Origin of the sequence: Pedobacter namyangjuensis (assembly GCF_003313325.1) — a bacterium.
Classification (GTDB): domain Bacteria; phylum Bacteroidota; class Bacteroidia; order Sphingobacteriales; family Sphingobacteriaceae; genus Pedobacter; species Pedobacter namyangjuensis.
In genome coordinates, this window is the sequence record NZ_QMHQ01000005.1 from 21,441 (window position 1) to 47,892 (window position 26,452).

At 36.0% G+C, this 26,452-nt stretch carries 26 protein-coding genes; 8 read left to right on the forward strand and 18 right to left on the reverse strand.

Translation table 11 applies throughout. From position 1 onward, the window contains the following. Positions 1 to 23 precede the first annotated feature (23 nt). Positions 24 to 2,453, reverse strand: coding sequence for a carboxypeptidase regulatory-like domain-containing protein (locus DUT69_RS17680; RefSeq protein WP_162796353.1), 2,430 nt, complete (start codon positions 2,451 to 2,453; stop codon positions 24 to 26). A 287-nt stretch (positions 2,454 to 2,740) separates the two neighbouring features. Here DUT69_RS17680 and DUT69_RS17685 point away from each other — a divergent pair, with 287 nt between their 5' ends. Further along, positions 2,741 to 3,949, forward strand: coding sequence for an MFS transporter (locus DUT69_RS17685; RefSeq protein WP_113654609.1), 1,209 nt, complete (start codon positions 2,741 to 2,743; stop codon positions 3,947 to 3,949). Positions 3,950 to 4,023: 74 nt separating this feature from the next. Here the strand turns inward: DUT69_RS17685 and DUT69_RS17690 are convergent, their stop codons facing one another. The 5 genes from DUT69_RS17690 to pyrE form a co-directional block, all read right to left on the reverse strand. Continuing rightward, positions 4,024 to 4,671 carry an outer membrane beta-barrel protein gene (locus DUT69_RS17690; protein WP_113654610.1) on the reverse strand — a complete coding sequence of 216 codons (648 nt, stop codon included), beginning with the start codon at positions 4,669 to 4,671 and terminating at the stop codon, positions 4,024 to 4,026. 202 nt (positions 4,672 to 4,873) lie between these two features. After that, entirely contained in the window at positions 4,874 to 7,471 is a 2,598-nt protein-coding gene (clpB, locus tag DUT69_RS17695; protein WP_113654611.1) for an ATP-dependent chaperone ClpB, read from the reverse strand. Between the two features lie 414 nt (positions 7,472 to 7,885). Further along, the gene (locus tag DUT69_RS17700; RefSeq protein WP_113654612.1) at positions 7,886 to 10,549 is read right to left on the reverse strand and encodes an alpha-L-rhamnosidase; all 2,664 of its coding nucleotides are present in this window, start codon (positions 10,547 to 10,549) and stop codon (positions 7,886 to 7,888) included. A 92-nt stretch (positions 10,550 to 10,641) separates the two neighbouring features. Then, the gene (locus DUT69_RS17705; RefSeq protein ID WP_113654613.1) at positions 10,642 to 11,040 is read right to left on the reverse strand and encodes an SRPBCC family protein; all 399 of its coding nucleotides are present in this window, start codon (positions 11,038 to 11,040) and stop codon (positions 10,642 to 10,644) included. 29 nt (positions 11,041 to 11,069) lie between these two features. Further along, positions 11,070 to 11,723, reverse strand: coding sequence for an orotate phosphoribosyltransferase (gene pyrE / locus DUT69_RS17710; RefSeq protein WP_113654614.1), 654 nt, complete (start codon positions 11,721 to 11,723; stop codon positions 11,070 to 11,072). A gap of 55 nt (positions 11,724 to 11,778) precedes the next feature. Between pyrE and DUT69_RS17715 the strand changes: the two genes are divergently transcribed. Then, positions 11,779 to 12,333, forward strand: a complete 555-nt coding sequence (locus tag DUT69_RS17715; protein ID WP_240186756.1) for an NUDIX hydrolase — start codon at positions 11,779 to 11,781, stop codon at positions 12,331 to 12,333. A 318-nt stretch (positions 12,334 to 12,651) separates the two neighbouring features. Here the strand turns inward: DUT69_RS17715 and coaD are convergent, their stop codons facing one another. The 3 genes from coaD to DUT69_RS17730 all read right to left on the reverse strand — a co-directional run bounded on the left by coaD (position 12,652) and on the right by DUT69_RS17730 (position 14,580). Further along, positions 12,652 to 13,113 carry a pantetheine-phosphate adenylyltransferase gene (gene coaD / locus DUT69_RS17720; protein ID WP_113654616.1) on the reverse strand — a complete coding sequence of 154 codons (462 nt, stop codon included), beginning with the start codon at positions 13,111 to 13,113 and terminating at the stop codon, positions 12,652 to 12,654. Positions 13,114 to 13,231: 118 nt separating this feature from the next. Further along, entirely contained in the window at positions 13,232 to 13,771 is a 540-nt protein-coding gene (locus tag DUT69_RS17725; RefSeq protein ID WP_113654617.1) for an RsmD family RNA methyltransferase, read from the reverse strand. Next, positions 13,762 to 14,580 (reverse strand): DUF3822 family protein, encoded by an 819-nt coding sequence (locus DUT69_RS17730; RefSeq protein ID WP_113654618.1) that lies wholly within the window; start codon positions 14,578 to 14,580, stop codon positions 13,762 to 13,764. The genes DUT69_RS17725 and DUT69_RS17730 overlap by 10 nt, the downstream gene beginning before the upstream one ends. A 52-nt stretch (positions 14,581 to 14,632) precedes the next feature. On the opposite strand from DUT69_RS17730, the gene DUT69_RS17735 reads away from it, so the two are divergent. Next, positions 14,633 to 16,081, forward strand: a complete 1,449-nt coding sequence (locus DUT69_RS17735; RefSeq protein ID WP_113654619.1) for an ATP-dependent DNA helicase — start codon at positions 14,633 to 14,635, stop codon at positions 16,079 to 16,081. Here the strand turns inward: DUT69_RS17735 and DUT69_RS17740 are convergent. Further along, entirely contained in the window at positions 16,078 to 17,382 is a 1,305-nt protein-coding gene (locus tag DUT69_RS17740) for a sensor histidine kinase (protein WP_113654620.1), read from the reverse strand. The genes DUT69_RS17735 and DUT69_RS17740 overlap by 4 nt on opposite strands. 162 nt (positions 17,383 to 17,544) lie before the next feature. Between DUT69_RS17740 and DUT69_RS17745 the strand changes: the two genes are divergently transcribed. Beyond that, positions 17,545 to 18,000, forward strand: a complete 456-nt coding sequence (locus DUT69_RS17745; protein ID WP_113654621.1) for a hypothetical protein — start codon at positions 17,545 to 17,547, stop codon at positions 17,998 to 18,000. 70 nt (positions 18,001 to 18,070) lie between these two features. Here the strand turns inward: DUT69_RS17745 and DUT69_RS17750 are convergent, their stop codons facing one another. Further along, positions 18,071 to 18,274 (reverse strand): cold-shock protein, encoded by a 204-nt coding sequence (locus tag DUT69_RS17750; RefSeq protein WP_113654622.1) that lies wholly within the window; start codon positions 18,272 to 18,274, stop codon positions 18,071 to 18,073. A gap of 215 nt (positions 18,275 to 18,489) precedes the next feature. Next, a complete protein-coding gene (locus DUT69_RS17755) occupies positions 18,490 to 19,335 on the reverse strand; it encodes a CvfB family protein (protein WP_113654623.1) in 846 nt (281 codons plus the stop codon). A 158-nt stretch (positions 19,336 to 19,493) separates the two neighbouring features. Here DUT69_RS17755 and DUT69_RS17760 point away from each other — a divergent pair, with 158 nt between their 5' ends. Both DUT69_RS17760 and DUT69_RS17765 read left to right on the forward strand, forming a co-directional pair. Beyond that, a complete protein-coding gene (locus tag DUT69_RS17760; protein WP_113654624.1) occupies positions 19,494 to 20,096 on the forward strand; it encodes an LURP-one-related/scramblase family protein in 603 nt (200 codons plus the stop codon). A 185-nt stretch (positions 20,097 to 20,281) separates the two neighbouring features. Further along, on the forward strand, positions 20,282 to 20,488 hold the full coding sequence (locus tag DUT69_RS17765; protein ID WP_113654625.1) for a hypothetical protein: 207 nt from the start codon (positions 20,282 to 20,284) through the stop codon (positions 20,486 to 20,488). Here DUT69_RS17765 and DUT69_RS17770 read toward each other — a convergent pair. From DUT69_RS17770 to DUT69_RS17780, 3 genes are all read right to left on the reverse strand, one after another. Then, on the reverse strand, positions 20,485 to 20,910 hold the full coding sequence (locus tag DUT69_RS17770; protein ID WP_113654626.1) for a DUF983 domain-containing protein: 426 nt from the start codon (positions 20,908 to 20,910) through the stop codon (positions 20,485 to 20,487). The two genes, DUT69_RS17765 and DUT69_RS17770, sit on opposite strands and share 4 nt — an antisense overlap. After that, positions 20,888 to 21,781 (reverse strand): AraC family transcriptional regulator, encoded by an 894-nt coding sequence (locus tag DUT69_RS17775; protein ID WP_113654627.1) that lies wholly within the window; start codon positions 21,779 to 21,781, stop codon positions 20,888 to 20,890. The genes DUT69_RS17770 and DUT69_RS17775 overlap by 23 nt, the downstream gene beginning before the upstream one ends. Positions 21,782 to 21,856: 75 nt before the next feature. Beyond that, entirely contained in the window at positions 21,857 to 23,254 is a 1,398-nt protein-coding gene (locus DUT69_RS17780) for an exonuclease domain-containing protein (RefSeq protein WP_113654628.1), read from the reverse strand. Positions 23,255 to 23,471: 217 nt separating this feature from the next. Between DUT69_RS17780 and DUT69_RS17785 the strand changes: the two genes are divergently transcribed. Beyond that, complete coding sequence (locus tag DUT69_RS17785; protein WP_113654629.1) at positions 23,472 to 23,975, forward strand: hypothetical protein; 504 nt, start codon at positions 23,472 to 23,474, stop codon at positions 23,973 to 23,975. A 53-nt stretch (positions 23,976 to 24,028) separates the two neighbouring features. On the opposite strand, the gene DUT69_RS17790 is transcribed toward DUT69_RS17785, so the two are convergent. From DUT69_RS17790 to DUT69_RS17800, 3 genes are all read right to left on the reverse strand, one after another. Continuing rightward, positions 24,029 to 24,679, reverse strand: coding sequence for a phosphatase PAP2 family protein (locus DUT69_RS17790; RefSeq protein WP_162796354.1), 651 nt, complete (start codon positions 24,677 to 24,679; stop codon positions 24,029 to 24,031). A 113-nt stretch (positions 24,680 to 24,792) separates the two neighbouring features. Continuing rightward, positions 24,793 to 25,368: a hypothetical protein gene (locus DUT69_RS17795; RefSeq protein ID WP_113654631.1), complete on the reverse strand. Its 576-nt coding sequence runs from the start codon at positions 25,366 to 25,368 to the stop codon at positions 24,793 to 24,795. Next, positions 25,365 to 25,652, reverse strand: coding sequence for a hypothetical protein (locus DUT69_RS17800; protein WP_113654632.1), 288 nt, complete (start codon positions 25,650 to 25,652; stop codon positions 25,365 to 25,367). Before DUT69_RS17800 ends, DUT69_RS17795 begins: the two co-directional genes overlap by 4 nt. Before the next feature lie 131 nt (positions 25,653 to 25,783). Between DUT69_RS17800 and DUT69_RS17805 the strand changes: the two genes are divergently transcribed. Next, complete coding sequence (locus DUT69_RS17805) at positions 25,784 to 26,452, forward strand: NAD-dependent epimerase/dehydratase family protein (RefSeq protein WP_113654633.1); 669 nt, start codon at positions 25,784 to 25,786, stop codon at positions 26,450 to 26,452.

A 26,452-nucleotide genomic window follows, 5' to 3' on the forward strand; every position in this document is an offset into this window, starting at 1 on the left:
TTTTTATTTTTGAGGGCTTCTGTTTATTTTACCTCCAACTTCATCGTTTTTACGCCAAAGTTCCCTTCTAAATCAGTCCCTTCTAGCCAAACGGTGTAAGTTCCCTTTTTATCCGAGGTAAAAAAACTTACAAAAGTTTCGCCTTTTTCATCAGTGATAATATTCGGATTCCAATAAATTGTAGATCTAAAATCGGGTGTTTTATTGTCGTTCTCTGCAGTGTATTTAGGCGAGTAGAAAACCTTTTTGTTACCATAATTCATCGGTCGGTACTTATAAATATTAGCAGCCTTTTTTAAAAAAGGCCCACTACCAGATTTAGTAGTAATTTCTATGTAAGCATATTGAGTTTGGTCTAACCAGTTTCTTACAAAGCGACTTCTGTAAAGCATACTTTTGTTGAAAAATGCCATTACCTCAACACCTTTAATATCCTCAGCATTATAATAATCTAAAGTAGTCCTTACAAAATTGTTATAATCATTCATTTTGGTTGCTGCAGATGCATCCGCTGAGTCATAAAAGAAATCTAACTCCATTCCATCTATCACAAACCTTACTGGTTCAGAATTGATGAAAAAATCTCGAATACTCGAACCCCGCCTCACACCGGTTCTAAATCCGGTAATCTTTTTTATAAGTAAATCGTATAAAGTTAACTTGGGTACTTTGTTTAAGTCTTCTTCGGTAAGTATTTGGTCTGCCTCACCAGGGCCATTTAAATTTTTTGAACCTGGAATCACTCTCTTACCCGTAATGGTTACCTCCCTAAGTAAGTTTCCACTGGCATATCGTTTGTTTAAGGCTTCGTTTTGTGTAGCTACCAAAACATTTGCAACACTGTCGGCAGTAGTATCGAAAATAATATTCTTTCGTTTTACAACCTCAATTTCAGGTCTTTTAAATTCATCAACTTCAATGCCCAATGTTCCTTTTCTGCCCTTGGTGTTTAGAGCCTGTACGATAAAAGATGCGCTATCCATAACCGGGAGCTGATCGAATACAAACTCTCCCTTATCATTCGCAACGGTATCTATTAATGTAAAACCTCTGTTCTGACCAACCATAGTTACTTTAGCGTTAGCTATGGGTGTGTTGGTTAAGTTGGTGATTTTTCCACGAAGTGTAAATTCCTTTTCAGCTTTAAATAAAGGTTTTTTAGTTAAATCCCATTGGTAATTAACCCAGCCTTGTGTTAACATTAACGCTTCCAGGTCATTATGCGTTTGTTCATCGTATTGCTTAAAATACGATCCAGGGTTTTCAATCTCTCCTTTTAAATCTGAAGTTAATAGCAAGTAGCTTAAAATATTTCCCTCATTTAAACTGTCCTTGGTAACTTGGCTATCGTCGGTTATGGACATGGATAACGACATTTGGGCTGGTTTTTTATCGAATGAACTGGCCTTGATAACGAGTTTTACGCTGTCTCTATTTTTGTATGCTAACTTATCTGAAGAAACATCAATCTTAGCCTGGTCTAAATGATTGATAAAAAAGTTTCGCTCATTAAGGGGCTTTCTTTGTGCATCTAAAATTAATATCTGGCAAACTCCGGTTGGGAAAATGCTTTTGGCAACACGAATAGTTTTACCTGTAGTGTTTGCTGCCAACGTTGCTACAAAACAAGCCACGCCTCTAGATTGACCAATGACGGTTAATGGTTCGTTTTTTAAGTTAGATCCAAATTGAATAACTAAAGAGTCTGATTTATAATCGTTTGTAACTTTTAAAGCTGTTGAAAGTTCTTTAACAGTAGGCAAGGTTGTATTAGGTACTGCTAAATTTTTTATTCTCGCAGTATACCGCTCAGTCGCTACAGCGTTTAAATAGAAAAAGCCCATTCCTTTTGTATTCGATACAAAAGTGGTAACGATATTATCTTTGCTGTCTAAAATTTCGCCACTTAGGCTGATGCCTTTTCCATTGGCATTTAATGCTTTAAATGCAATTTTTTGATTAGAACCAGCTATAAGATTTCCACCTTCCGGCAAAAATTGTAGGTCTATTGCACTATTTCTATTGTTGCCTGAATTATTTTGATTGCTTGCCAAAGGCGACTTTGTTGTTGAAGCACTGGCTATTCCTATCGCACCTGCAGGTAAGGAAAATACTTTAAGCTGTTTTTGAAAAAAATGTGAATTTCCAAAGTTCTGCATCCAGTTTGTGTAGGCTCTAAATGTGTATGTTCCGGTTTTAAATTGCCGTTCGTTTAGTGCAAAAGCGCCCCAAGTTAAGCCAGATACTGTTGGCAAGGCAAGCGTTTGTAAAACATCGTTATTTTCGTCGATTATTTCTGTGTAGATAACAGCACTAGTATTAGACGGAACATTTAGTGTGCCATCTACCAGATAGGCTTTAAACCAAATGGTATCAGTTGCTGTATAATTGGTCTTGTCAAAATGCACATAAAGTTTTTCCCTTGGCAAATTGTTGCGAATGCTGTCGTACAATTTTAAAATAGCTTGTTGCTGGGCCGAAACTATTGTGCGGCAAAAAATAAAAAAAGTAAGGAGGACTGCGGATTTATACATTGATGAGAGCATTTGATAAAATTAAATATACAAGAATATTTTTATGCTGATGATTTTCGAGTGTAAAAGGATTTATACAAAGGATTTAACTTTAGGTTTGCAACTCCAAAACCAAACAATCGCGAGGCGTATTTATACGCAAATAGTCAAAAAACTCATTTATAGGGCTAAACGCATAAATAGTTTCTAAATTTGGCAACATAATTATGAATACAGAAAGTTCTACAAAAGTTATAGCCGAGGAAACTGTTTTTCCAATCCTGTTTGCGTTAAGTTTTTCGCATTTACTTAATGATACCATACAGTCGCTAATTCCAGCTATTTATCCGATAGTAAAAACCAGTTACGGTTTGAGTTTTGCTCAAATTGGTATTATTACCCTTGTTTTTCAAATGGCGGCTTCGTTGTTTCAGCCTTTTGTAGGTTTGTATACAGATAAAAAACCGCAACCATTTTCGTTGGCAACAGGCATGGGTTTCACCTTAACGGGATTGGTAACGCTTTCGCTTTCAACACATTTTTATACGATGCTAGTTTCGGTGGCTTTAATTGGTGTAGGTTCTTCGATTTTTCATCCAGAAGCATCCAGAATGGCTAATGCTGCATCTGGGGGAAAAAGAGGTTTGGCGCAATCAGTTTTTCAACTGGGGGGTAATGCAGGTAGTTCTTTAGGCCCGCTTTTAGCGGCTTGGATTATTGTGCCCAACGGTCAGTTTAGCATTGTTTGGTTTTCTTTTATTGCGCTGTTGGCCATCATCGTATTAACTTACGTGGGCCGTTGGTATAAAACTTATTTGGTTAAAATTAAACAACGTGCTAAAGCAAGTGCACAGGCTGTTTCTCATCATTTGTCTAGAACTAAAGTTATCACATCAATCGTTATTTTACTGGTATTGATATTTTCCAAATACTTTTACATGGCTAGCTTAACAAGCTATTTCACATTTTTCTTAATGCAGAAATTTCATGTTTCAGTGCAAACCTCGCAAATCTATTTGTTTGTGTTTTTGTTTTCGGTTGCTGCAGGTACACTAATTGGTGGGCCAATTGGCGATAAAATTGGTCGTAAGTACGTAATATGGGCATCTATTTTAGGTACTGCACCTTTTGCATTAATGCTTCCTCATGCCAATCTGTTTTGGACAGGCGTGTTAATTGTTCCTATCGGGATGATATTAGCTTCTGCTTTCTCGGCAATCCTGGTGTATGCGCAAGAGCTTATTCCAGGTAAAGTTGGTTTGGTATCCGGTTTATTCTTCGGCTTTGCATTTGGAATGGGGGGGATAGGTTCGGCTTTATTGGGTCGATTGGCGGATTCGACAAGTATCAGTTACGTATATAGTATTTGTGCTTATTTGCCACTAATAGGTTTGCTAACAGCATTTTTGCCGAATATAGAAAGAACAAAGAAATAGCAATTAAAAACAGCCCAATCAGATTGCTTGCTTACCGTTCAGATTTTTACAGCTGATTTAAAAACTTGACGTGTTTAAAAATGAACATTTACGCCAAATGAAGGTGTAAAGTTATCGAGCGCCAATCTTAACTTTTTATCTTGCCTAAAATTGTAGGCTTGTTCTTTGTTTCTGTCTACAAAATAGCTAATCACTGGGAATGAAAATTCAATGTTCCATTTTTTACTTGGTAAAAAGGCGAAACCGGGATTTAAGCTTGCACCATACCCTTTAAATGTATAATCGGTGCGATACAAATAACCATCATCATCAATGTTTTTATAACTATTAACTTGAAAAGTTAAGTTGGCCTGGCCAAAAAATTTAAAATTTTCCTTAACATGAAAGTAATACCTTGTGAAAGGACTTAAGCCAAAATTTTCTTCCTTAAAGCCAAATGTACGTTGAAAAAAGCCAGTATTCTGATCAAAGTAATCATAAAATTCGCCATTTAATTTCGACAGATTGTAATTGATTTCCATTCCAGCTGCAAGATTATCGTTGAAGAAGTGGCCGATTCGGGGATTAATAGAAAGCGAATTAATTTTAAGCGCATTTGAGTTTTGATTATTAGTAGCGAAACTGAAACTGAGCCCGCCAAAGGTTACGCCTTTTTGAATTTGCGCATGTGTTGCAAAGCCAACGGCGCATAACATAGCCATTAAGGTTAATTTGATTTTCATACTAATTCCATTCGTGTGTAATCAATATTAATTATTATTAAGCGAAAATACAATAGCTTGTTAAATCTGCAAATGCGATAACTTTTTGTTTTACAGTGATAAATGTTTTTGAGTTCGTGCCAATAAAAGGTAAGGGGCAAAAAAAAGCATCCATGTTTACCATGGATGCTTAATAGGCGTTTATCTGTTTAGCGCTAGCTTTCTAGTTATTCTCATTCAAGAATACAAACTGATGATCGAACATATCCAATTTTATTTTACTGTCTTTATCAACTTTTCCCGCTAGGATAGATTTCGATAATTCGTTTAGAATACGTTTTTGAATCACTCTTTTCAATGGTCTTGCACCAAATTGCGGATCGTAACCTAACTCTGCTAACCAATCCAACGCTTCCGTGCTGGCCTCCATAGTAATACCCATTTCGGCTAATGTTTGTTGTACTTGTTTAAATTGTAAATCAACAATATTTCTAATTTCGCTTCGCTGTAATGGCGTAAACATAATCAACTCGTCAATTCTGTTTAAAAACTCGGGACGAATAGTTTGTTTCAATACTTCAAACAATTCATTTTTGGTTTTTGCAATCACTTCATCGCGGTTTTCATCATCTAATTTTTTGAAATTATCTTGAATTAAATGTGCACCTATGTTTGAAGTCATGATGATAATCGTGTTTTTGAAATTCACCACACGACCTTTGTTATCAGTTAAACGTCCATCATCTAATACTTGTAACAAAATATTAAATACATCAGGGTGTGCTTTTTCAATCTCATCCAATAACACAACCGAATACGGCTTTCTACGAACAGCTTCCGTTAATTGTCCACCTTCGTCGTATCCTACGTACCCTGGAGGCGCACCAATCAATCTCGAAACGGCATGTCGTTCTTGATACTCGCTCATATCAATTCTAGTCATGGCATTTTCGTCGTTAAACAAAAACTCTGCTAATGCTTTTGCTAACTCTGTTTTACCAACGCCGGTAGTACCTAAGAAAATGAAAGAGCCAATTGGTTTACGTTTATCTTGTAAGCCAGCCCTTGAGCGGCGAATGGCATCAGAAATTGCTTCAATTGCTTCATCTTGTCCGGCAACGCGTTTGTGCAATTCGTCTTCCAAATTCAGTAATTTTTCACGTTCGCTAGCAATCAATTTCGTAACTGGAATGCCAGTCCAACGGCCCACCACACCAGCAATGTCATCAGCAGTAACTTCTTCTTTCAACATTCTGCTTTCGCTCTGCTGACTTTCCAACTTTGCCTTCAACTCCGTTACCTTTTCCTCTGCCTCTTTAATCTTTCCGTAACGAATTTCAGCCACGCGACCATAATCTCCGGCACGTTCTGCCTGTTCAGCTTCTAATTTATAAGCCTCTATTTGTTCCAATTGGCTGTTTACACCATCTACTAAATCTTTTTCACCTTGCCATTTGGCCTTAAACTCATCTCGCTCTGCCGATAGATTGGCAATTTCTTCAGAAAGCTCTTTAACTTTTTTATCGTCTTTTTCGCGTTTTATGGCTTCACGTTCAATTTCTAAACGCATAATTTCGCGGTCTAAAGCATCTACGTTTTCGGGCACACTGTCCATCTCCATGCGTAGCTTAGAGGCTGCCTCGTCCATTAAATCGATAGCCTTATCTGGTAAAAAACGGTCGGCAATATATCGTTGAGACATTTCTACCGCCGCAATAATAGCTTCGTCTTTAATCCTCACTTTGTGGTGCGTTTCGTAACGTTCTTTTAAGCCACGTAAAATAGAGATTGCATCTTGCGTATCTGGTTCTTCCACCATCACCTTTTGAAAACGACGCTCTAGGGCTTTGTCCTTCTCTAAATATTTTTGATACTCATCTAGCGTAGTTGCACCAATTGCACGTAACTCGCCTCTGGCTAATGCGGGCTTAAGAATGTTTGCGGCATCCATTGCGCCTTCGCCACCACCGGCACCAACTAAAGTATGTATTTCGTCTATGAATAGAATAATGTCGCCATCGCTTTGCGTAACTTCTTTCACCACCGCTTTTAAACGCTCTTCAAACTCGCCCTTGTACTTTGCACCGGCTATCAAAGCGCCCATATCCAAAGAAAATACGGTTTTTGATTTTAAGTTTTCCGGAACATCTCCCTTTATAATCCTAAACGCAATACCTTCGGCAATAGCTGTTTTACCAACACCTGGCTCGCCAATTAAGATCGGGTTATTCTTCGTTCTACGAGACAGAATCTGTATCACACGACGAATTTCTTCATCTCTGCCAATAACCGGATCCAACTTTCCGCTTTCGGCATACTCATTCAAATTTCTTGCATACTTGCTTAAAGCTTGGTAGGTAGCCTCTGCATTTTGGTCGGTAACTCTATTATCTCCACGAAGTTCGGTAATAGCCTTTTTTAAATCTTTTTCGTTAACGCCTTGCTCTTTAAGTAATTTGGCGGTTGTATCGTTTACTGCTAATAAGCCTAAAAGCAAGTGCTCAACAGAAACGAAATCGTCTTTGAATTCTTTCAGGTACGATTGTGCTTTTTGCAAAGCCGAATTGGCGGTCGACGATAAATAAACATCGCCACCAGTAACTTTTGGTAATTTTTGTATCGATGCGGTTAAATTTTGATCAACCGAATTTAGGTTCACATTTAGTTTCTTCAGCACATAAGAAACCACGTTTTCATCAACCGTAAGCAAACCTTTTAATAAATGCGCTGTATCAATAGCTTGTTGCTGATTGCCCTGCGCTATTTCAGAAGCCTTTTGTATAGCTTCTTGTGCTTTAATTGTAAAGTTGTTGAAGTTCATATTTTGCTTTTATTCAAAACAAATGCCACAGGTATTTTGCTTAAAGAATCGGAAATTTTGTCTGTCGGTATTGACTTAATAAGACTAAATGACTGTAAATAAGTGGTTTATACTGAAATTTTGGCTGATTGAAAAAGATTTGAAAAACAATGTTAGTAGTTCTTGGCTTATGTAGTCCTTCTTTCCGTTGCAGCCGATGAAGAATCGGCATTCACTTCAATAAGGTTTATATTACAAAGCCAGTATCTCTTAGGCTTTTGCAAAAGCCAAATAAATGTTTTTAAATCTAATTTGTACTGGCTCTTCATACCCAATTGGGCATCTAAACACTAAAGCTGTTAACAATTAAGATTTTAACAGCCAATTTTGCCGTAGATGTTATTTCGATTTCCATTGGTTTCAGCCAACAGAAAATTAATTCCCTTTTTGCTCAATTACATGTTTTCCCGCGTCTAGTTTAATTAAACCAGGCGTAATGTTTCGTCCGTTCAGCGTAGTTGCAATGTCCCTAACCAAATCTAACTGTATGCTAGCACTAGCGTTTGCCGGAATTGAAATTTCATACCTAACACCGCCTTTAATTCTTTTCCAAGCTGATTTAATTTTTCCGTAAGGACTATCGTGGGAAGCTTCAAAATGATCTAAACCTTCTACAACATGAGGTTGCAGTAAAATATGTTTAAATCCAGGTTCGTTTTCATCCGGCTTGATGCCGCCTGGAGCTTTATAAAGCCAAGCACCAATTTCGCCAAACATAATGTGGTTCATAGAAATATCTGATTTAGCATCGATAGGCCAGTTTTCGTAAAGTGTTGTTGCACCATTGGCAATCCACCAACCCCAACTTGGAAACGTCCTTTGCGAAGCAATTTTATAAGCTAGATCCGCATGTCCATTTTCGCTTAATGCATTTAAGATTGCTTTTGTTCCTAGCAAACCCACATCTAAATGAAAACCATCTGCTTCCACGCGTTTTGCAAGGTTTTCGGCAACTAAAGCTTTATTTTCTTCGGGCACTATGCCCCAAAAAAGAGGGACACTTAGTTCTGTTTGCAAACCATTACTGTAAATGCCAGTTTGCTTATTTAAGTATTTGTTGTTGAAAGCTGTTTTTATTTTCTCTGCAAGTGCAGTATACTTTTTATAATCATCGGTTTTACCTAAAATTTTGGCGGCTTTGGCTAAAATAACCGCATCAGCATAATAGTAGCAAGTAGAAGTCAGCTCAACAGGCGATTTTGACTTTACCGGTACCCAGTCGCCCAAACCCCAACTTGTTAAACCGGATGGATAGGTTTCGTCGATGTGATTTACATACTTTTTAATGTTTTCGTAACAATCTGCCAGCAACTTTTTATCGCCATAAAATAGATAGATGTTCCAAGGTATAATGGCAATTGTACTAGTCCAATCTGGGCCGTTTCCCCACTCATAACCCCAGCCATCAGTTGGGATAATAGAAGGTAAAACTCCGTTTGGTTGTTGTTCATCTCTATGATCTGCAAGCCATTTCTCATAAATGGTAATGGCATCAAAACCATACAAACCAATTTCAACGGCTATGGCAGCATCACCTGTCCAACCATTTTTTTCTCGTTGCGGGCAATCGGTGGGGTAGCCAAATAAATTAGAAAGGTATGAGTTATTGGTTGCGTAAAAAATCTTGTTAATTAAAGTGTCCGAAGCTTTTATCTCGCCAGCCACAGGCACATCGCTGTGCATAAAATAGCCAACTAAATCTTCCTTTTTTAGGTTTAAAGGTTTACTCAAGCTCACTTCAACATATTGAAAACCTTTGTAATTAAAATAGGGCATGAAACTTTGTTCGCCTTTGCCGTTTAAAATAATAATATCAGTTTGAAAAGGGTCTTTATCGTCGGTAGGACGGTAGTGAACATCAATGTTTGACATATCGGCTCTTCCGTTTGCGTATAAACGCTCTACGTGTTTTAATCTTACAATGGTACCGGTTGGGCCGTTAAGTGTAATTTTGCTAACCCCAGAAATATTTCTACCCAAATCGAATAAATAGGTGGTGTCATTAAATTTTCTAAGGCTTTTAGCTTTTATTTCTTCAACATTCCGTACAGGGTGCAATACTTGCGCTACCACATTTTGCGAAGGAGCAGATCGGTAAATTACACGTTTCCATTTACTGTCGTCGAAGTTTATTTTATTCCAACCGCTTTGCTCAAGTCTTGCGTCATAATGTTCGGCGGTATAAATACTGTTAAAAATTATCGGACTTAAATCGGTTTTCCAATCCTTGCCTGACTTTACAACTTCAACCGTTCCATCGGTGTAGGTTATGCGCAAATCCATGCAAAAAGTTGGTCGGTTACGCCAAGGAGCTTTTTCGAAATCCCAAACGGCGGTAGATTGATGGTTATACCAACCATTACCCAAAGTTACCCCAATAGCATTTTTGCCATTTTGCAAATGTTTGGTCACATCGTATGTAACGTAAAGATTTCGTCTGTCGAAACGTGTATAAGTTGGGTCCATTCTGTGGTTGCCAACTTTATTTCCGTTTAATGAAAGTTCGTACAATCCGCCAGCGGTAATGTATGCACGAGCAGATTTGATTTTTTTAGTAGTCTCAAACTGTTTTCTAAAATAAGGCGCCGGTTTTAAATTGATATTTTGATTGTCGGAAATCCATGCGCCTTGCCAATTTTTGCTATCCATCATTCCCATTTCAAAACTGGCGATTTTTACTTTGGTAGACTTTACCTTGTTTTGATCAGCAATATCAACCCGCCAAAAATACTTGGTAAAAGGTTTTAGTAACCGCCCAGAATAAGTTTTTAGATTTTCGCTTGTAGCCAACCAACCTGTATTCCACTGTACTGCTTTTCCTTGTGCTAAGGCTACAGAATCGGTATTTACTAAAATTCTAAAAGCTGTTTGTTTTGCCCCAGTTCTATCATCGTTCATTTGCCATGTAAAACGCGGATTTGGGCTATCTAAGCCAAGTGGATTTATTAGATATTCTGTTTTAAGGTTGTTTGCATATTGAGCAAAACTAAATAGGGGCACAGAAAGTAATAGTAGCGATTTAGCAAATTTTAAAAACATAACTTGAGGTTGATTTTTCTAAGTTATAGAATTAAAGGCATAAAAAAACACCTCTAGAATATTTAGAGGTGTTTGCAATTCGTTTTTATAATTTATCCTAAAATTTCTTTCAACTTCGTTGTTTGGTGATCTGCCAATTTCTGTAATGGACCAGAAGCCAACATTTTCATCATCATATTTAAATCTGCCGAAATAATGTGTTTAGCAATGGTTCCGCCGTTGTCATTTTGTTCTACTGTCCATTTTAATTCCACATCAAAAGGTGGTTTTTCTGTAGGTATAGCAACAATTTCTGTGTTAGGCACACGACTAGAAATTTTTATAGCCAACTTTGCCATATTTTGTATGGTAAAGCTTGCTTCGTCTTCAGTAGAAGACCAGTTATAAATATTTTCTGGCATCAATTGTTGGTGATTGTTTAAATCTGCCAAAAAATCATAAACCTTATCAGTTGTTAAATTAAGCTCAACTGTACTTTCTATTATCGTCATATTTGTTTTTATTAAGGCTTAAAAAGCTATTAACCTTCAACAACCGTGCCCCATTCGGCAGGGTTTTCACGCCACTTGCTTAACAATTTGATATCGTTTTGCGCAATAAAACTGTGCTCTGCAGCGTAATCAATCAATGCACTGTAGTTAGATAGGGTAGAATAACGACATTTTGCATTTGCAAAATTTTCATCGGCTTTATCAAAACCATAGGTAAAGATAGCCACTAAACCAGCTACAGATAAACCAGCAGCACGTAAGGCGTCAACAGCTTGCAAACTGCTTTTGCCGGTAGAGATCAAGTCTTCAATAACGACTACACGTTGTCCTTCAATAATTTCTCCTTCAATTAGGCTACCTGTACCGTGCTCTTTAGCTTTTGCTCTTACATAAATAAATGGTAAACCAAGCTCTTGCGCAACAAGTACACCTTGCGGAATTCCAGCAGTTGCAACACCAGCAATCACATCTACAGCACCATACTCTTCTTGTATAAGTTGCGCTAATTTTTGACGAATGTAAGTTCTAACAGACGGATGGGATAGTGTTATGCGGTTATCGCAATAAATTGGAGATTTCCAACCAGAAGCCCAAGTAAATGGATTATTAGGTTGTAATTTAATTGCTTTAATTTGTAATAAAAATTCAGCTACCTTTAATTCAATATCACTTTTATTATACATGGCCCAAAATTACAGAATTTATATTAATGATAATACCTTGTTTATAGCAGATATAATGCCCAATCAAATAAGGGAAATTCAACAACTTGAAACAGAGGGATTTGATTTTTTAACATTTTATAAAAACCTTAAAAAATCAAAATCTAATAACTACTTTCTACAGTCGTTAAATCCTAAACAAACATTTAAAACTATAAAGAAAAGGTTAACGGTTATAAAGGCGGCTGGCGGGTTGGTTAGCAATGCCAAAGGCGAGTTTTTATTTATTTTCCGTAACAAGAAGTGGGATTTGCCCAAAGGAAAAGTAGAAAAAGAAGAAAAAATTAAAGTGGCTGCTGTGCGTGAGGTTGAAGAGGAGTGCGGCGTTAAAGTAGAAACCAGAGACAAGTTATTATGCAAAACTTATCATGTGTACGAGTTAGGACAGAAAGTTATTCTAAAACGTACAAATTGGTATAAAATGACGGTGAAAAATTCGCCTAAGCTTGTGCCGCAAACGGAAGAAGGAATTACTGAAGCAGCTTGGGTTGCTCCGTTAAATGTGCCCGCAAAAACAACCAATACCTATCCTGCTATTTTAGATGTATTGAGGGCTGATAGCCTGATCTAATTTTTTTGAAGCGCAATACCAGATAACTATTAACGATAGTCCTCCTTTACGCTGTATTTTTGCATGCTTTACTTCGCTATCGCTCAGCGTTAAGCATGCAAAAGATGCCGCTTCAAGTAGGGCTATTTATTTTGGGCTTGTGCAAGTAAACCCTCATAGCTGTACAAGCCGAGTTTTACAAACCTGATTGCAATGGAAATCCTTTTTGCAACCTGAGCAAAGCGGAAGGGCAAAAACATTGTAGTGTAAAGCAGGGCAACCGCTAAGGAGTAAGCCGCTTTTGCTTTACAGAAAAAAACTAGTCAATGGTTTTCAGATTTATAAAAACTGAATTACCTCTTTGGGCACAAACGGACTAACATCGCCGTTATTTCTTAAAATGTCTCTAACTATGGTAGAGCTGATAGCAGAATATTCGGGTTTGCTTAGCAGTAGTATGGTTTCTGCTTCTGGCATCATGGTCTGATTAATTTGTGCAATAGCTCTCTCATATTCAAAATCTGATGCCGATCTAATTCCTCGGATCATGTATTTTGCGTTAATTTTTTTGCAAAAATCTACCGTTAAACCTTCGTAGAGTTGTACATCAATATTATCTGCCGAAGCAAAAATTGTTCTAACAATTTCTTCCCTTTTCTCTGCCGATATAAAATTTTGCTTCGAACTGTTTAATCCAATTCCTACAACAACTTTATCGAAAAGAGGCAGAGCACGTTTCAAAATATCTACGTGGGCAATTGTTATTGGGTCAAACGAACCTGGAAATAGCGCAATTTTCATAGTTGAAGTTACTGGTTAAAAGTTTAATTTAGGAGTTAAATTTAAAAGTTCGAAAAGCTATTATTCGATAGTTCGGAGTCGAGAGCCAAAAAACAAACAACTAACAATGAACAACGTATTATTCTTGATTTTCGAAAAAGCTAAATGAAGAGTTTCCGTATTTTCTGGTTTGTGTATAACCTTTTTGCTGATTTAGTTTGGTGTAGGTAGCGTGTTCTACTACTAAAATCCCATTTGGTGCCAATAAATTATTTTTAAATACCAATTCTGGTATAAGCTGAATACTTGGTAAATCGTAAGGCGGATCGGCAAATATAATTTGATACTGCTTGGTTTCTTGTTCTAAAAATTTAAGCACATCTGCTTTTGTCGGCTCAATTTCATCTAAATTATGTTTTGCAATAACAGATTTTATCCAATATATACAACCGGAATGTTTGTCGACCGAAGTTATTTTTTTTGCTCCTCTACTGGCAAACTCAAAACTTACACTGCCTGTTCCAGTAAATAAATCCAGAACTTCACACTCCTCGAAATCGTAATTATTATAAAGAATGTTAAATAATGCCTCTTTTGCCATATCTGTGGTTGGCCTAACGGGCAAATTAGTAGGGGCAAAAAATTGTATGCCTTTTAAACGGCCACCGATTATACGCATTTGTAAATAGCTAAAAGAGTAGTGTAATAATGAGATGGCATGTCTTCCAATGCTTCGAGCGCTAAATCACTTTGTGGTAAAAGCATAGTTGTTTTAGTAAAATATTTGCTAATTACAGTATGCTTTTGATCTTTTTCGTGAATGATTCCGCTTAGTTTTATACTTGTTTCTTCGGTAATCTGTAACTGGTTTTTTATTAGCAACAAATAGTAGTTAAACTCGTCGGTATTTTCTATTTCGTAACTTTTCTGAAAAATCACCTTGCTATCATTTACAAATAGTGCACTAAAAGAGCCTACGGTAAAATCTAAAAAAAGGCCATCAGTAGCAGTAGTAGCGAAATTTAGCAATCCGGCAGACTCGTGATAGATTTTTGCATCTTTGAAATTCTCGAAGATAGCGCTGGTCTTTTTATCAAAAGCAAAAATGCTATTAAATTTGAAGTGAGGCTGAGCTTGTACATGTAAATTTCCGTCATGAGGTTCGGCAAAATATTGCGCATTCGCTTCTAAGCTTTCTTCGCTGTAAAGTTCAGTAGGAATATTTATTAGATTAGCGGAATAGCTGGCAATTTTTACATCGTTAAAGTTCAAGCCTAAATAACTATCTGTTTTTATTTTATCAGTAAGTTTTTTGACAACATCTTCGCATTCTTGCTCATCAAATACAGCAATCACTTTATTTTTCTCCTTATTAATTATCGCATAAGAAAAACTATCGTATCCCATTTTAACAATTAAACTACAGTTTAGTGATGTAGCTGGGTCAAAATCTGGGTCGATTAATAAGATGCTGTTGTTATTGCTCATATGTTGGCAAAAATAGTTTTTTTCTATAACATTACCATTGCATCTTTGCTAAATGGATAATGCCCACATTATTGCCCAATCATATCCTTTTCAACCTACTAAAGAACAATTACAGTTTTGCGATAAAGTTGCATCTTTTTTAACCAGCGAAATTGATAACAGATGTTTTGTTTTGAGAGGTTACGCAGGTACAGGAAAAACTACGTCTGTAGCTGCATTAGTAAGCGCATTACCCCAGTTTAAAATGCGAGTAGTTTTGCTAGCGCCAACGGGTAGGGCTGCAAAAGTTATTAGCAATTATACCAACAGAACAGCCTTAACCATACATAAAAAAATATACCGTAAGCGAAGTGCGGTGTCTACAGAAATGGCTTTTCAACTGGCGCCAAACTTAGCAGAAAATACGCTTTTTATTGTCGATGAAGCTTCGATGATTGCTGACGAGTGGAATCAGCAAAACGGATCTTCTTTCCTTAAAGATTTGATTGAGTTTGTTTTTCAGCCAAATCCGTTAGGAAAAGATAAAAATTGTGCGCTTCTATTTGTTGGCGATACAGCCCAGTTACCCCCAGTTGGCAGCATCGAAAGTCCGGCATTAAACGAAAAGTATTTAAAAGATAATTTTGGCTTAAACGTTACCGGTGTTGAGTTGAAAGAAGTTGTTAGGCAGGAGAAAAAATCTGGAATTTTAGCCAATGCCACTATGTTGCGCAAGCTGATAAACAACTACGATGAAGAACAAAAACTACTGCCTAAATTTTTAACAAAAAGCTACAAAGATACTTTTAGCATTACAGGGCTTAAGTTGGTAGAAGGTTTGGAATATGCTTATAGAAAGTTCGAAATCGAGAATACTTTGGTAGTCTGTAGATCTAATAAATCGGCAAATATCTATAATAACCAAATAAGATCTAGGCTTTTATACAGAGATGAAGAATTAAGTGGAGGCGACCAAATTATGGTAGTGCGTAACAATTATTTCTGGTTGCCCGAAAACCAAAAAGTTTCGTTTATAGCCAATGGCGATATGGCTCGAATTGTTAGAGTTCGTAAAGAAGAAGAGCGCTACGGGTTAAGATTTGCAGAAGTAAACTTGGATTTTTTGGACTTCCCGGAAGTTGGAACGCTTACTTGTAAAGTGATTTTAGATACCTTACAAGCCGAAACGCCAAATCTTCCTTACGAAAAAAGTAAACAGCTATTTGAAGGGTTAATGTTAGATTACGACCATTTAACCAGAAAACGCGATAAAATGGAAGCGATAAAGCAAGATCCTTATTATAATGCTTTACAAATAAAATTTGCCTATGCGGTAACTTGCCATAAGGCACAGGGCGGACAATGGGATGCCGTTTTTGTAGATCAAGGCTACCTAACAGATGAGATGATTGATTTAGATTTTATGCGCTGGCTTTATACTGCTGTTACCCGGGCTAAAAAGGAATTGTTTTTAGTGAATTTTGCGCAGAACCTTTATGCCACTAGCCAAGAAGACTTTTAGGCGGATGGGAGTAAAATGGTAAAAGTACTACCCTGATTTTCAATGCTGCTAAAAATTAATCGCCCTTTGTGTTGTTCTACGATCTTTTTAGATATATGTAGACCTAATCCTACAGATTTTTCGCCTTTTAATCCTCGTCGTCCGGCTTGCGTAAATTGATTGAATATGTATTTCAGCAATTTATCAGGAATGCCAATGCCGTAATCTTTAATAACAATGCAAATATTGGTGTTTCGTCTTCCTACGCTAATACTCAACGGCGTGTCGATGTCAGAGAATTTTAAGCCATTGCTAATTATATTGTCCATTACCCTTTCTAATTTCGAATAATTGATAGCTGCCATAACATCTATTTCAATTGCTTCAAATAAAATGTTTCTATTACTATTTCTTCGCCATTTATCTGCTATGGCTTCTACATAATTAGCAATGTTGGTGGGTTCGGTTTGCAAGATAGCCTCTTCGTGCTTAACAGCATCTATCAAATCATTTATAATTTCCTTAGCTTGTTTGGTAGAGTCAGCAATCATTTTAGCCTCTAAGCTCTCTTCGTTTTCCTGCAATATAAAACTACTTAATGTGCCGATATTGTTTAAGGGATTGCGTAAATCGTGGGCAACAAAACTTAAAATCTCGCTCTTTTGGATGTTTAATCGCTCAATTTCTAAGTTTTTCTCTTCAAGCTGTTTAACTTGTACAAAGTGCTGCGATTTGAAATAATAGCTGTACCTGCTGGCGCACATTAAAATAAAGGCCAGTACAAAGGAAGCTATTACATTCATTATTTTCTCTTCAAAATTAATTCGCGGAATTACCATGCTAATTATGAAGATTATAATTACAGAAGTAGAAATCATAATTATTTCCTTGTGTTCTATAGCAAAAAACAAGCTAACTACCACAATGCCAATTAAAAACATTGTTAAGGTGTTTTTAGTGTTGTACATAGAAACGGTATAACTCACGCCAAAGGAAACTAGCAGGATAAACACAATAAAGGCAATGGTTATATACTGACGCATTCTGCTTGTGATTTCAGGTTTTTGCAATGCCCACCTACTAGTTAAAAAGAATATAAATGAACCGGATAGTTGTATCCAATTGCCTAACGAATGTGCATTATAGTTGCGTATATTTTGAACGTCGTCATAAAACAACAGACCTAAAACCCTGGTTAAACCAGCAATTATTAACAGGGTTGTGCTTAAAACCTTAACTTGCTTAAGGTTTGCGAAACCATAATATTCTTTAAACTCAGCCGAAAATTTCGGTGGAGTTTTGTAAGTGAAAAGTGCGAACAAAATTTAACAAATTGGGATGTTAAAAATAATAAAAGCAAATGAATATTAAATTTTTAAAAGGCAATTTTAACTGTTAATTTAGGGTACAACATGTTGGTTATTTGACACAACTGCTGAAAATACCTAATCAAATTGTTTATAAATTAAACTAGAACAAAACCTATGAAAACCAAATTATTTACGCTAATGTTGTTAGCCACGGTTGGCTTACTAGCGTGTAAAACACAAAGTATTAAAGAAAGTACAATTGTTAGTTACGGTACATCGTTCGGCATGTGTGTAAATTACTGCAAGCAAAGCATTGTAGTTGAAACAACAAAAGTAACCTTTACAAAAACAAAGAATGGTAAAATACCAGATCCAAAAACCTGTGAGAAAGTTATAACTAATGAAGAATTTAAAACCATTACCGGCGCTATCGATAAAAATAAATTTGATAAATTACAAGAGGTTATAGGATGCCCAGATTGTGCTGATGGAGGCGCCGAATGGGTGGAGGTAAGCCAAGATGGCAAAAAGAAAAGGGTAACTTTTGAGTACGGCAAAGCACCCGAAGAATTAAAAAATGCAGTGGCAAAGCTAAAGGAGCTTAAAGAAAGTTTCGCTAACTGCAATTAATAAAAAAAGCCATCCAAATTAAAATGGATGGCTTTTTTGTATCAAATAAATAAATAAAAAATATTACTACTTATCCTACTACTTTTACGTTTTCAGCCTCAGGTCCTTTTTTTCCTTCTTTAATTTCGAACTCAACTTGTTGTCCTTCTTGTAAAGATCTTAACCCTGAAGATTTGATTGCTGAATGGTGGCAAAATATATCTTTACCGCCTTCTTCTGGCGTAATAAAACCGAAGCCTTTTGAATCATTAAACCATTTTACTGTACCTGTCATAACTACTTTATTATTAAATTAAGAAGTGAAGATAAGAATTTCAGGATAAAAGCCTCAATTATTTTAACAGAATTATAATTGATGTACTTATAAAAAACAAAAAAGGTGCAGTTCTTACGAACCACACCTTACAAAAAACTCCCTTAAGTAGACTCTACTCAATATTAAATACGCTTATTTCTATAAAATAGTTTAACTAAAACGAAATAAATATTTTAATCAGCAAACTCGTCTACTAAAATTTTAATTTCATAATCGCTAATAGTGATTAATCTATATTTGTACAAACCTCCAATAGCTTTTTTAAAGGCGCTTTTACTAATCTGAAATCTATCATAAATCTCGTCTGGAGTACTTTTATCGCCTAAAGCAATTTTTCCTCCACTTTCTTTAAGCTCTTTTAATATCACATCTCTGGTTTCTAAAATGTGGCCAAAACCGGTAGGTTGTAATGTTAAATCTATTTTTCCTTCTACGCGTACTTTTTTTACCCAGCCCTTTCTGTAATCGCCGGGTTGCAAGTTTGCAAAAAGCTCATTGTGGTAAAGCAATCCAATATATTTATTGTTAATAATGGCGTTATAACCTAAATCGGTTCGTTCGCTAATCATCAGCGCAACTTCATCGCCTTCATCAAATTCAAAGTCTTCTTCTTCAATAAACTTATCTAAACGAGAAGAAGCCAGCATTCGCCCATTACTTTCATCAAGGTAAAGGTAAACGGCATAACTTTCGCCAATTTCCATCATCCTCTTTTGTTCTCGGCTAGGTACATAAACATCTTTTCCTATACCCAAGTCCAAATAAGCACCATCATCGGTTGCATCTACCACACGCAAAAAGGCAAAACTTTCAACTTCGGCAAAAGCTTCCTTGGTAGTAGCTATAGTATTACCATCTTTATTTACAAAAACAAAAACATTGATATTATCGCCTATTTCAATTCCTTTTGGCACATCCGCATAAGGTAATAGAATTTCCCTGTCTCCATCGCTTAAGCTTAAACCGTCACTGTTTTTAGCAACTATTCTTAAGTCGTTATACTTTCCTATTTCTATCATTTTTAATTAAGAGTTAAGCTATTTTCTCCAATAGCTGTTAAAATTATGGAGCAAAGTTAATCATCTTTAATTAATAACGGTTTATATCTTCAGCGTAGCTTAAAATTGATTGATTTTTCTATTTTTGCTACACATAAACCATTAAAAACATTCTAAAAATGAGTCAATTAATTCCAACATTTTTTGTGGGCGATGAATACTTCATCGATGAGAAAGTTAATTTCTTAAAATTTACAAACGAGTACAAAGTTTATAACGAGCAAGGTGTGCAAATTGGCATTATTAAGCAACGCATGAGCGGATGGCACAAAGCTTTAACATTGCTGATTAATAAAGCTATGATGCCGTTTAAGTTAGAAATTACCGATGCTAATGATCAATTACAAGCAACTATTAGTCGCGGATGGACTTTCTGGATGTCGAAAATTACCGTTACAGATCCCTCTGGTACTGAAATTGGGCATATTACCCAAAAGTTTAAATTTTTTAAACCTACATTTTTAATTAACAATCCTTCTACCGGAGAAAACATTGCACAAATTACTGGCGACTGGAAAGCTTGGAATTTCGATATTAAAAAGCCGGCAGGGCAAGAAATGGGAAAAATTTCTAAAAAATGGGCTGGAGCAATGAAAGAGATTTTTACCAGTGCAGACAAATACAATGTTTCTATAGACCCCAACTACGCTGAAAATAATAATAAAGTTGCTATCGTTGCAACAGCCATTACTATTGATATGGTATTAAAAGAAAGCAAATAGCTTTGTTTTTTCTATGAAGAGACGGCGATAAAGCTGTGTTATTGCTTTTAAGATAGCTTTCTTGTCCATTCGGAATTAAATAGCGTTAAAATAAAAATGGCCCATAATTACGGGCCGTTTTTATTTTTAACATTGAGATATGTGCCTACGAAAACCTTTTCGAACTGTGCTTTGTTATACCGAATATGGCAAATAAAGAAAACGAGAAAAACAGCGAACATGTTGATGAGCCAAAAAGTGCACATGCAACACCAGTTGTAGAAAAATATGTTGAGAAGAGGGTAGAGAAAGCAGAAAAGCAAATAGAAAAGGAAGAGAACTCTAAACAGCGTTCAGCATCTTCAAATTTTTCTACAAACGCAAATTCAACCGCTTATTACATTGTTTATTAAGCTCCAGGTTTGCTTCTTTCAGGTTCGTAATGTAAACCGGGAGACAACCAATACAACAGTACCATTCTTGAGTAGCGATAATTAAATGGTGCACATAAAATAGTTGTGCCAAATAATAGGCCTAAGAAATACCACAGATTTTCAAAGCTTAATCCTAAACCAAGTACAGATGCTGCAACACTAACGGTGATCATCTGTGCTACGTTAAAGGCATAACTCACAAACATAGCCACATAAAAGTATCCTGGTTCACGTTCAAATTTAAGGTTGCAATGTGGGCAAACCTCGTTCATTTTCTGAACTTTAAATCCATACGTAGCGCCAGTAAATACACTTCCAACCCTGCAACGTGGACATTTTGAATTTACAAAAGCACCCCATTGTGATACGTGATATTGGTTACTTGATTTTTCTGCTTCCATGGTTATGTGTATTTAATTTTCTGAATTTTTCTGGGGTGATGCCTTCGTATTTTTTAAAAAATTTTATGAAGTAAGATTGATCTTCGAAATTTAACTTGCCTGCAATTTCCGACACTAAAAGATCTAGATTTATTAGCAGACGCTTTGCTTCTAAGATAACCCTTTCTCTAATTAATGCACCAGCCGATGTCCCCAATAAATCTTTACAAAGTGCATTTAAATGGTTTGGTGTTATATAAAGCAGATTTGCATACTGTTTTGGCAATCTCAACTCTGCAAAGTTGGTTTCAATTAAGGTTTTGAAATTTTTCAGTAACGTATGATTGTAAGAATTGCCATTGTCTAAAATGCTGTTTTCGCCTCTGGCAATCTCAATAAATAAGCGTAACAAAAGCGTTCTAACTAAATCGTCATTTATTGGCGTTTCATTCTGGGCATCTTTTAAAATGTCTTCAAAAATATTTATTGCCACTTGTTGTACAGTTTCACTTAGAACCAAAACTTGTTGGTCTGGTCTGCCGCTGAAAAAACTGAAGCCGTCTAGGTAATCTGGTTTTAAGAGAAGTGAGCTCAAATAATCACTATTAAAGTTGATAATGTAGCCTTCGGGTTCGGTCTCAAAATCCCAACTGTGCACTTGTCCTGGTATCATAAAATAAATGAGACCAGGCTTAACATCAAATTTTTTAAAATCTATCTGCTGATTTCCAGTTCCCTCGGTAAAAAAAACAAGATGATAAAAGCTATGCCTATGTGCGCTGTGTAAATGCTGGTGTTGCAAAGCATAATGACGAAACCTGCTAACTAAAATGCCGTCATTTTTGTAGGCTTTAAAGTTCTGGATGTCATATACAGGAATATCTGCTTTCATATTACAAAAGTACCAAATCGATAATTGAAATTAATGGTACAAAAATGATATAAAAAAGTATTTTTTACTTATTTGTTAAACTAGGTCTGAAATGTGATTTTGATTTAATGAGATGATTTTACGCGGAAATTGGTCGCTATGCGCCAAAATCATATTTAAAATGTAATCGTTAGAAGGATAAGGAACAATGGCAGATTTCAAGGATTCTAGATCGTTTATGTCACTATAGTTAGATATGTAGCCCATTCCATAAAATTTACCTTTTTCTACCCACAGACAACTTCTTTCGTCTTCGTTTCTGCCCTCATCAATTAACGCAAATGATGGTAGCAAATTTTGCAACTCTTTAATTGCTCGTTTTACTCTGAAATTGTAAAGTGCTACACTTTCCTCGCCAATACAAGCACCGGCACAGTTTCCACTAGCATGATTGGTGCAAGCCAATTTCGGTTTTTGTATAAAACAAAGTTTTTCGCAAAGCTGATGTTCTGCCGCTACATTTCTTAATAGTTCATGCCCTGCTAGCAAATTGTTAAAACTGTATATCTCACTGCCGTTTTTCCGGTATTTATCTATTCCTAAACGTAGGTAGCCTTTTTGATCTTCGAAATAATAAAGCGAATATTTTTGTTCAAAACGTTTCATCGCTCTGTTATTTTCTGGCCAGTGCTTTTTTATTTCTGCTGCTTCCAAAATAAAGGCCATCAACTCTGTACCACAACATTCAAAATCTATACTGTAAATATCTTTTAAAAAGTTCTGGCGTTGTTGCGTGTTGCTATTGCCCGTGAAATGAGTGCAAACACGTTTTTTAAGCTGTTTTGCCTTGCCAACGTATATTACCTTTCCTTTTTCATCTTTAAAATAATAAACGCCAGGTGTATTTGGTATTTTATCAATAGCATTTTTAGCCAAATTTGGAGGTAAGGTTTGTTCCTTAGATGTTTTTTTAAGTGTATCCTTAATTACATTACCAGAATCGTTAGCTAGCAGCATTCCTAATAAAATAGCTGTTGCATCGGCATCGCCTCCAGCTCTGTGTCTGTTATTTAAGGTAATTGAAAGCGAATTGCAAAGCTTGCCTAAACTATAAGAAGGAAGTTTTGGAAATATTTTACGACTTAACCGAACAGTACATAGCTTTTTTGTATTAAGTTGGTAACCGCAAGCTTCAAGATGGTGGCGAACGAAGGAATAATCGAAATTTACATTATGCGCAACAAAAATTTTATCTCGTAACAAATTGTAAATTTCGTCGGCAACTGCTCTAAAATCTGGAGCATCGGCAACCATTTCGTTGTCTATCCCTGTTAAAGCCTGAATGTGTGTAGGTATATATTGATGCGGATTAATCAACGTTTCAAAACTATCTATTACCGATTGGCCATCATGTATTTTAATGGCAATTTCGGTAATGCCATGCGCTGATGCGTAGCCTCCGGTGGTTTCAATATCTACAACTGCAAATAACATTATACAAATATATGCTAAAAAAATTAGTAAATTATTCTGCATTGCTGAAAAATATTTCTATTTTTTTTCAGGTTGATATAATAAAGCTTCAGATTAAACGTCTATATATTTGAGAGCGTTAATTTAGATTGGCGGGGATAAAACGATAGTTTCATCTCCGCCTTTTTTATTTTAGAAGTTTTTAAAATCCTATCTTGGTTTCTTAATTGATCAGGATATGAACAAAATCATAATACTTTTATTATTACCAGTTTCAATTCTATTTGAAACAGAGTGGAAGCGAATTGCCATCGATCAAAAAGTGTCGCTTTTACTCCCTTCGCCAATAGAGAAGTTAGATGTTGATGGAAAGGAAGCTTGGTACGGCGAAATTGATAGCGCCGGTAAATGTATGGTTATGTTAACTGATTTTTCTAAATTAGGGCTGGATGCCAAAACTTTAGCAACCGAATTAAAAAAGAAAGAGACTTACGAAAAGTTAAAAAACGGCATTGCATTAGGTAGCAATAGCAAGCCGACTAACGAAGAAATTACAACTTTTAGAGGTTACCCTGCGTATAAAATAACAATGACGACCGAAGCTGAGGGTGAGTCATTTGATACTGCGCTTTTAAACTTTTTTGTAGATGCAAAAATGTATACTATTTCTGTTATTAGCGCTAAAGGAAAAAGCTACAAAACTGCCCAACAGAAACTAATAAATTCGATAATTATAAAATAATTTAATCTGGATACAATATTCTGCAAAACTTAGCGTCTATATATACGAGAGCGTTAATTTAGATGACGGGGATGAGGCATAGCTTTATCCCCGTTTCTTTTTAAATAAAAAAAGCAAAGCGGAAATAAACAGATTAAACCCAAAAGAAAACCTGCTGCTACATCGGTAAACCAGTGTGCACCCAAATAAATTCTAGATACGGGTATAGTTATAATATAAAAAACAGAAAGATAGGTGATGATCTTTCGAGTAATTGGAGCTAAGTGATCCATGTATTTCATCAGCACAATCATAAAACCAAAAAACAGTACATAAGAAGTAACATGCCCACTTGGGAAACTCTGAAAGCGATTTATTTCAACTAAACGAACATACAGTTCTGTTGGCCTTGGTCTGTTGAAAATATGTTTAGCACCCAAAATAACCAATCCAGATGATAAGATTGCCGTTATAAAATAGGCTTCTCTGCGATGCTTATAAGCAAGAAATACCCCTGCAACAGCTAAAACCATTACCAAAGACCATGGTAGTTCGCCAAAAAAACTAATGCCTAACATGACTTTGTCAAGCGTAGCCGAATGATGTTGTTGTACAAGCTTAGATATATTTAGGTCCAACGCTGAAAAAGGATTTTGTATTACAAAAGCCGTAAGTGCAATAAAGGCAATTATAAGTAAAGCCAATAAGTAATTGAGGATACGCATGTTTTTTTGCATGCCGTAAAACTAATAAATTTTACATTTTATAATGTTATCACATTTTTTTAAAATAAAAAAGCCCAGACAAACTGCCTGAGCTTTTGAGTGCGTGGAGTTAATTATTTTGCTGCATTCCATATGGCTATTGGAATTGCATCTTCGCAGGGGCATTTTGCTTTGTTAACAATTATTAATTTAACTGATGATGCTACCTTGCCTGCATAATCAGCAAATCCTTCCTCATTCATACTGCTACGAGCCATTGCGGCGGCGGCACAGAAAGACCAAAGCTGCGCATCTTTTTTATCGCTTATCATTTTTGCCTTATAATGCTCTGCTAATGCGAAGTATCTTTTAAATTGATCGTTATTTGCTGTTGCATCGCTACTGCTACGCTTAATTGTAAAACGACTATTATTTACATTAGGTTTAAAAGTTTGTATAGTGTTTGGGTCTATAATTTCTATCCTATAGTCTGTCTTACTCCTAGGATGTATAAATCTGAAGATGTTAGGTTCTACCTTTTCGTATACAGAAGTGGTATTAGGTTCAATTAGCGTTAGCTTATCTCCACTAAAATTTATGGTTACCGTATAATAGCCGTCTTCTGTAGTGTATTGGCCAGAATTTAACTTAATTTGTGCATCAGCTTTAACTGTTATGAAAAACAGTAAAATTAAAATTAGCCATCTCATGGACAAGATCTTTTACGTCTTTCAGCCTCCGCAAAATAATCGGCTTCGTTGCAAGCGTAAGTTTTGGCGTAATATTCCCAGTTCTTCTTGCAGGCTGCAGATAATCGGTTTGGAATTTGAAAGGTATTTTTTGTGCCCGACGGACAAGTGAAAGAATAGCTGTAGGTACTGTTGTCTACTTTCTGTTCTTCTTCCTCTTCCTCTACAGGCTCAAAGAGCTCGCAACTGGCAACCAGCATCGGTAGTGCCATTGCAATCCATAAAAGTTTTTTTGCTTGTTTCATGATAATTAATTTAGTTGTTTAAAGGTTAACTAAAATTAACTTGCAATTAGAGCTTAAGCAATACTCACTTTTAGGTATTTTTCTGCCATCCAAAATCTGCAGTATGTAAATGGAAACTTATATATTTAGCTATGGGTTTTAAAGTAATTGTTACCGGTGCAACCGGATTAGTAGGTGAGGGAGTAATATTAGAATGTTTGGCAAGCCATAAAGTAAGCGAAGTGTTAATGGTAAATAGGAGGCCGTCGAAAATGATTCATCCTAAACTCAAGGAATTGATAGTACCCCATTTCTTTAAGTTAGATGAATTTACTGAACAGCTTAAAGATTACGATGCTTGTTTTTATTGTGCCGGTATTAGCTCAAATGGTTTAACAGAAGCTGACTATACTAAAATTACCTTTGATACTACTTTGCATTTTGCGAATGTTCTTGTTAAACATAATCCTAAAATGATATTTTGCCATGTTTCTGGAAGCCATACGGATAGCACTGAAAAAGGTCGCGTAATGTGGGCGAGGGTTAAAGGAAAAGCAGAGAATGAATTAATGAAGTTGCCTTTTGCAAAAGTTTATAATTTTAGACCAGGGGCGATGAAACCCACCAGAGGTCAGAAAAATGTAAAGGGTTACTATAAAATAATAAGTGCGCTATTTCCAGTTTTTAGGCTGTTGTTTCCGAATAATACGTGTACAGTGGCGCAAGTAGGGCAGGCTATGATCAACAGTGTTTTTAATGGATATCCTAAGCAAATTTTAGAAGTTAAGGATATAAAACTCTTAGCAGAAAACCAATTATAG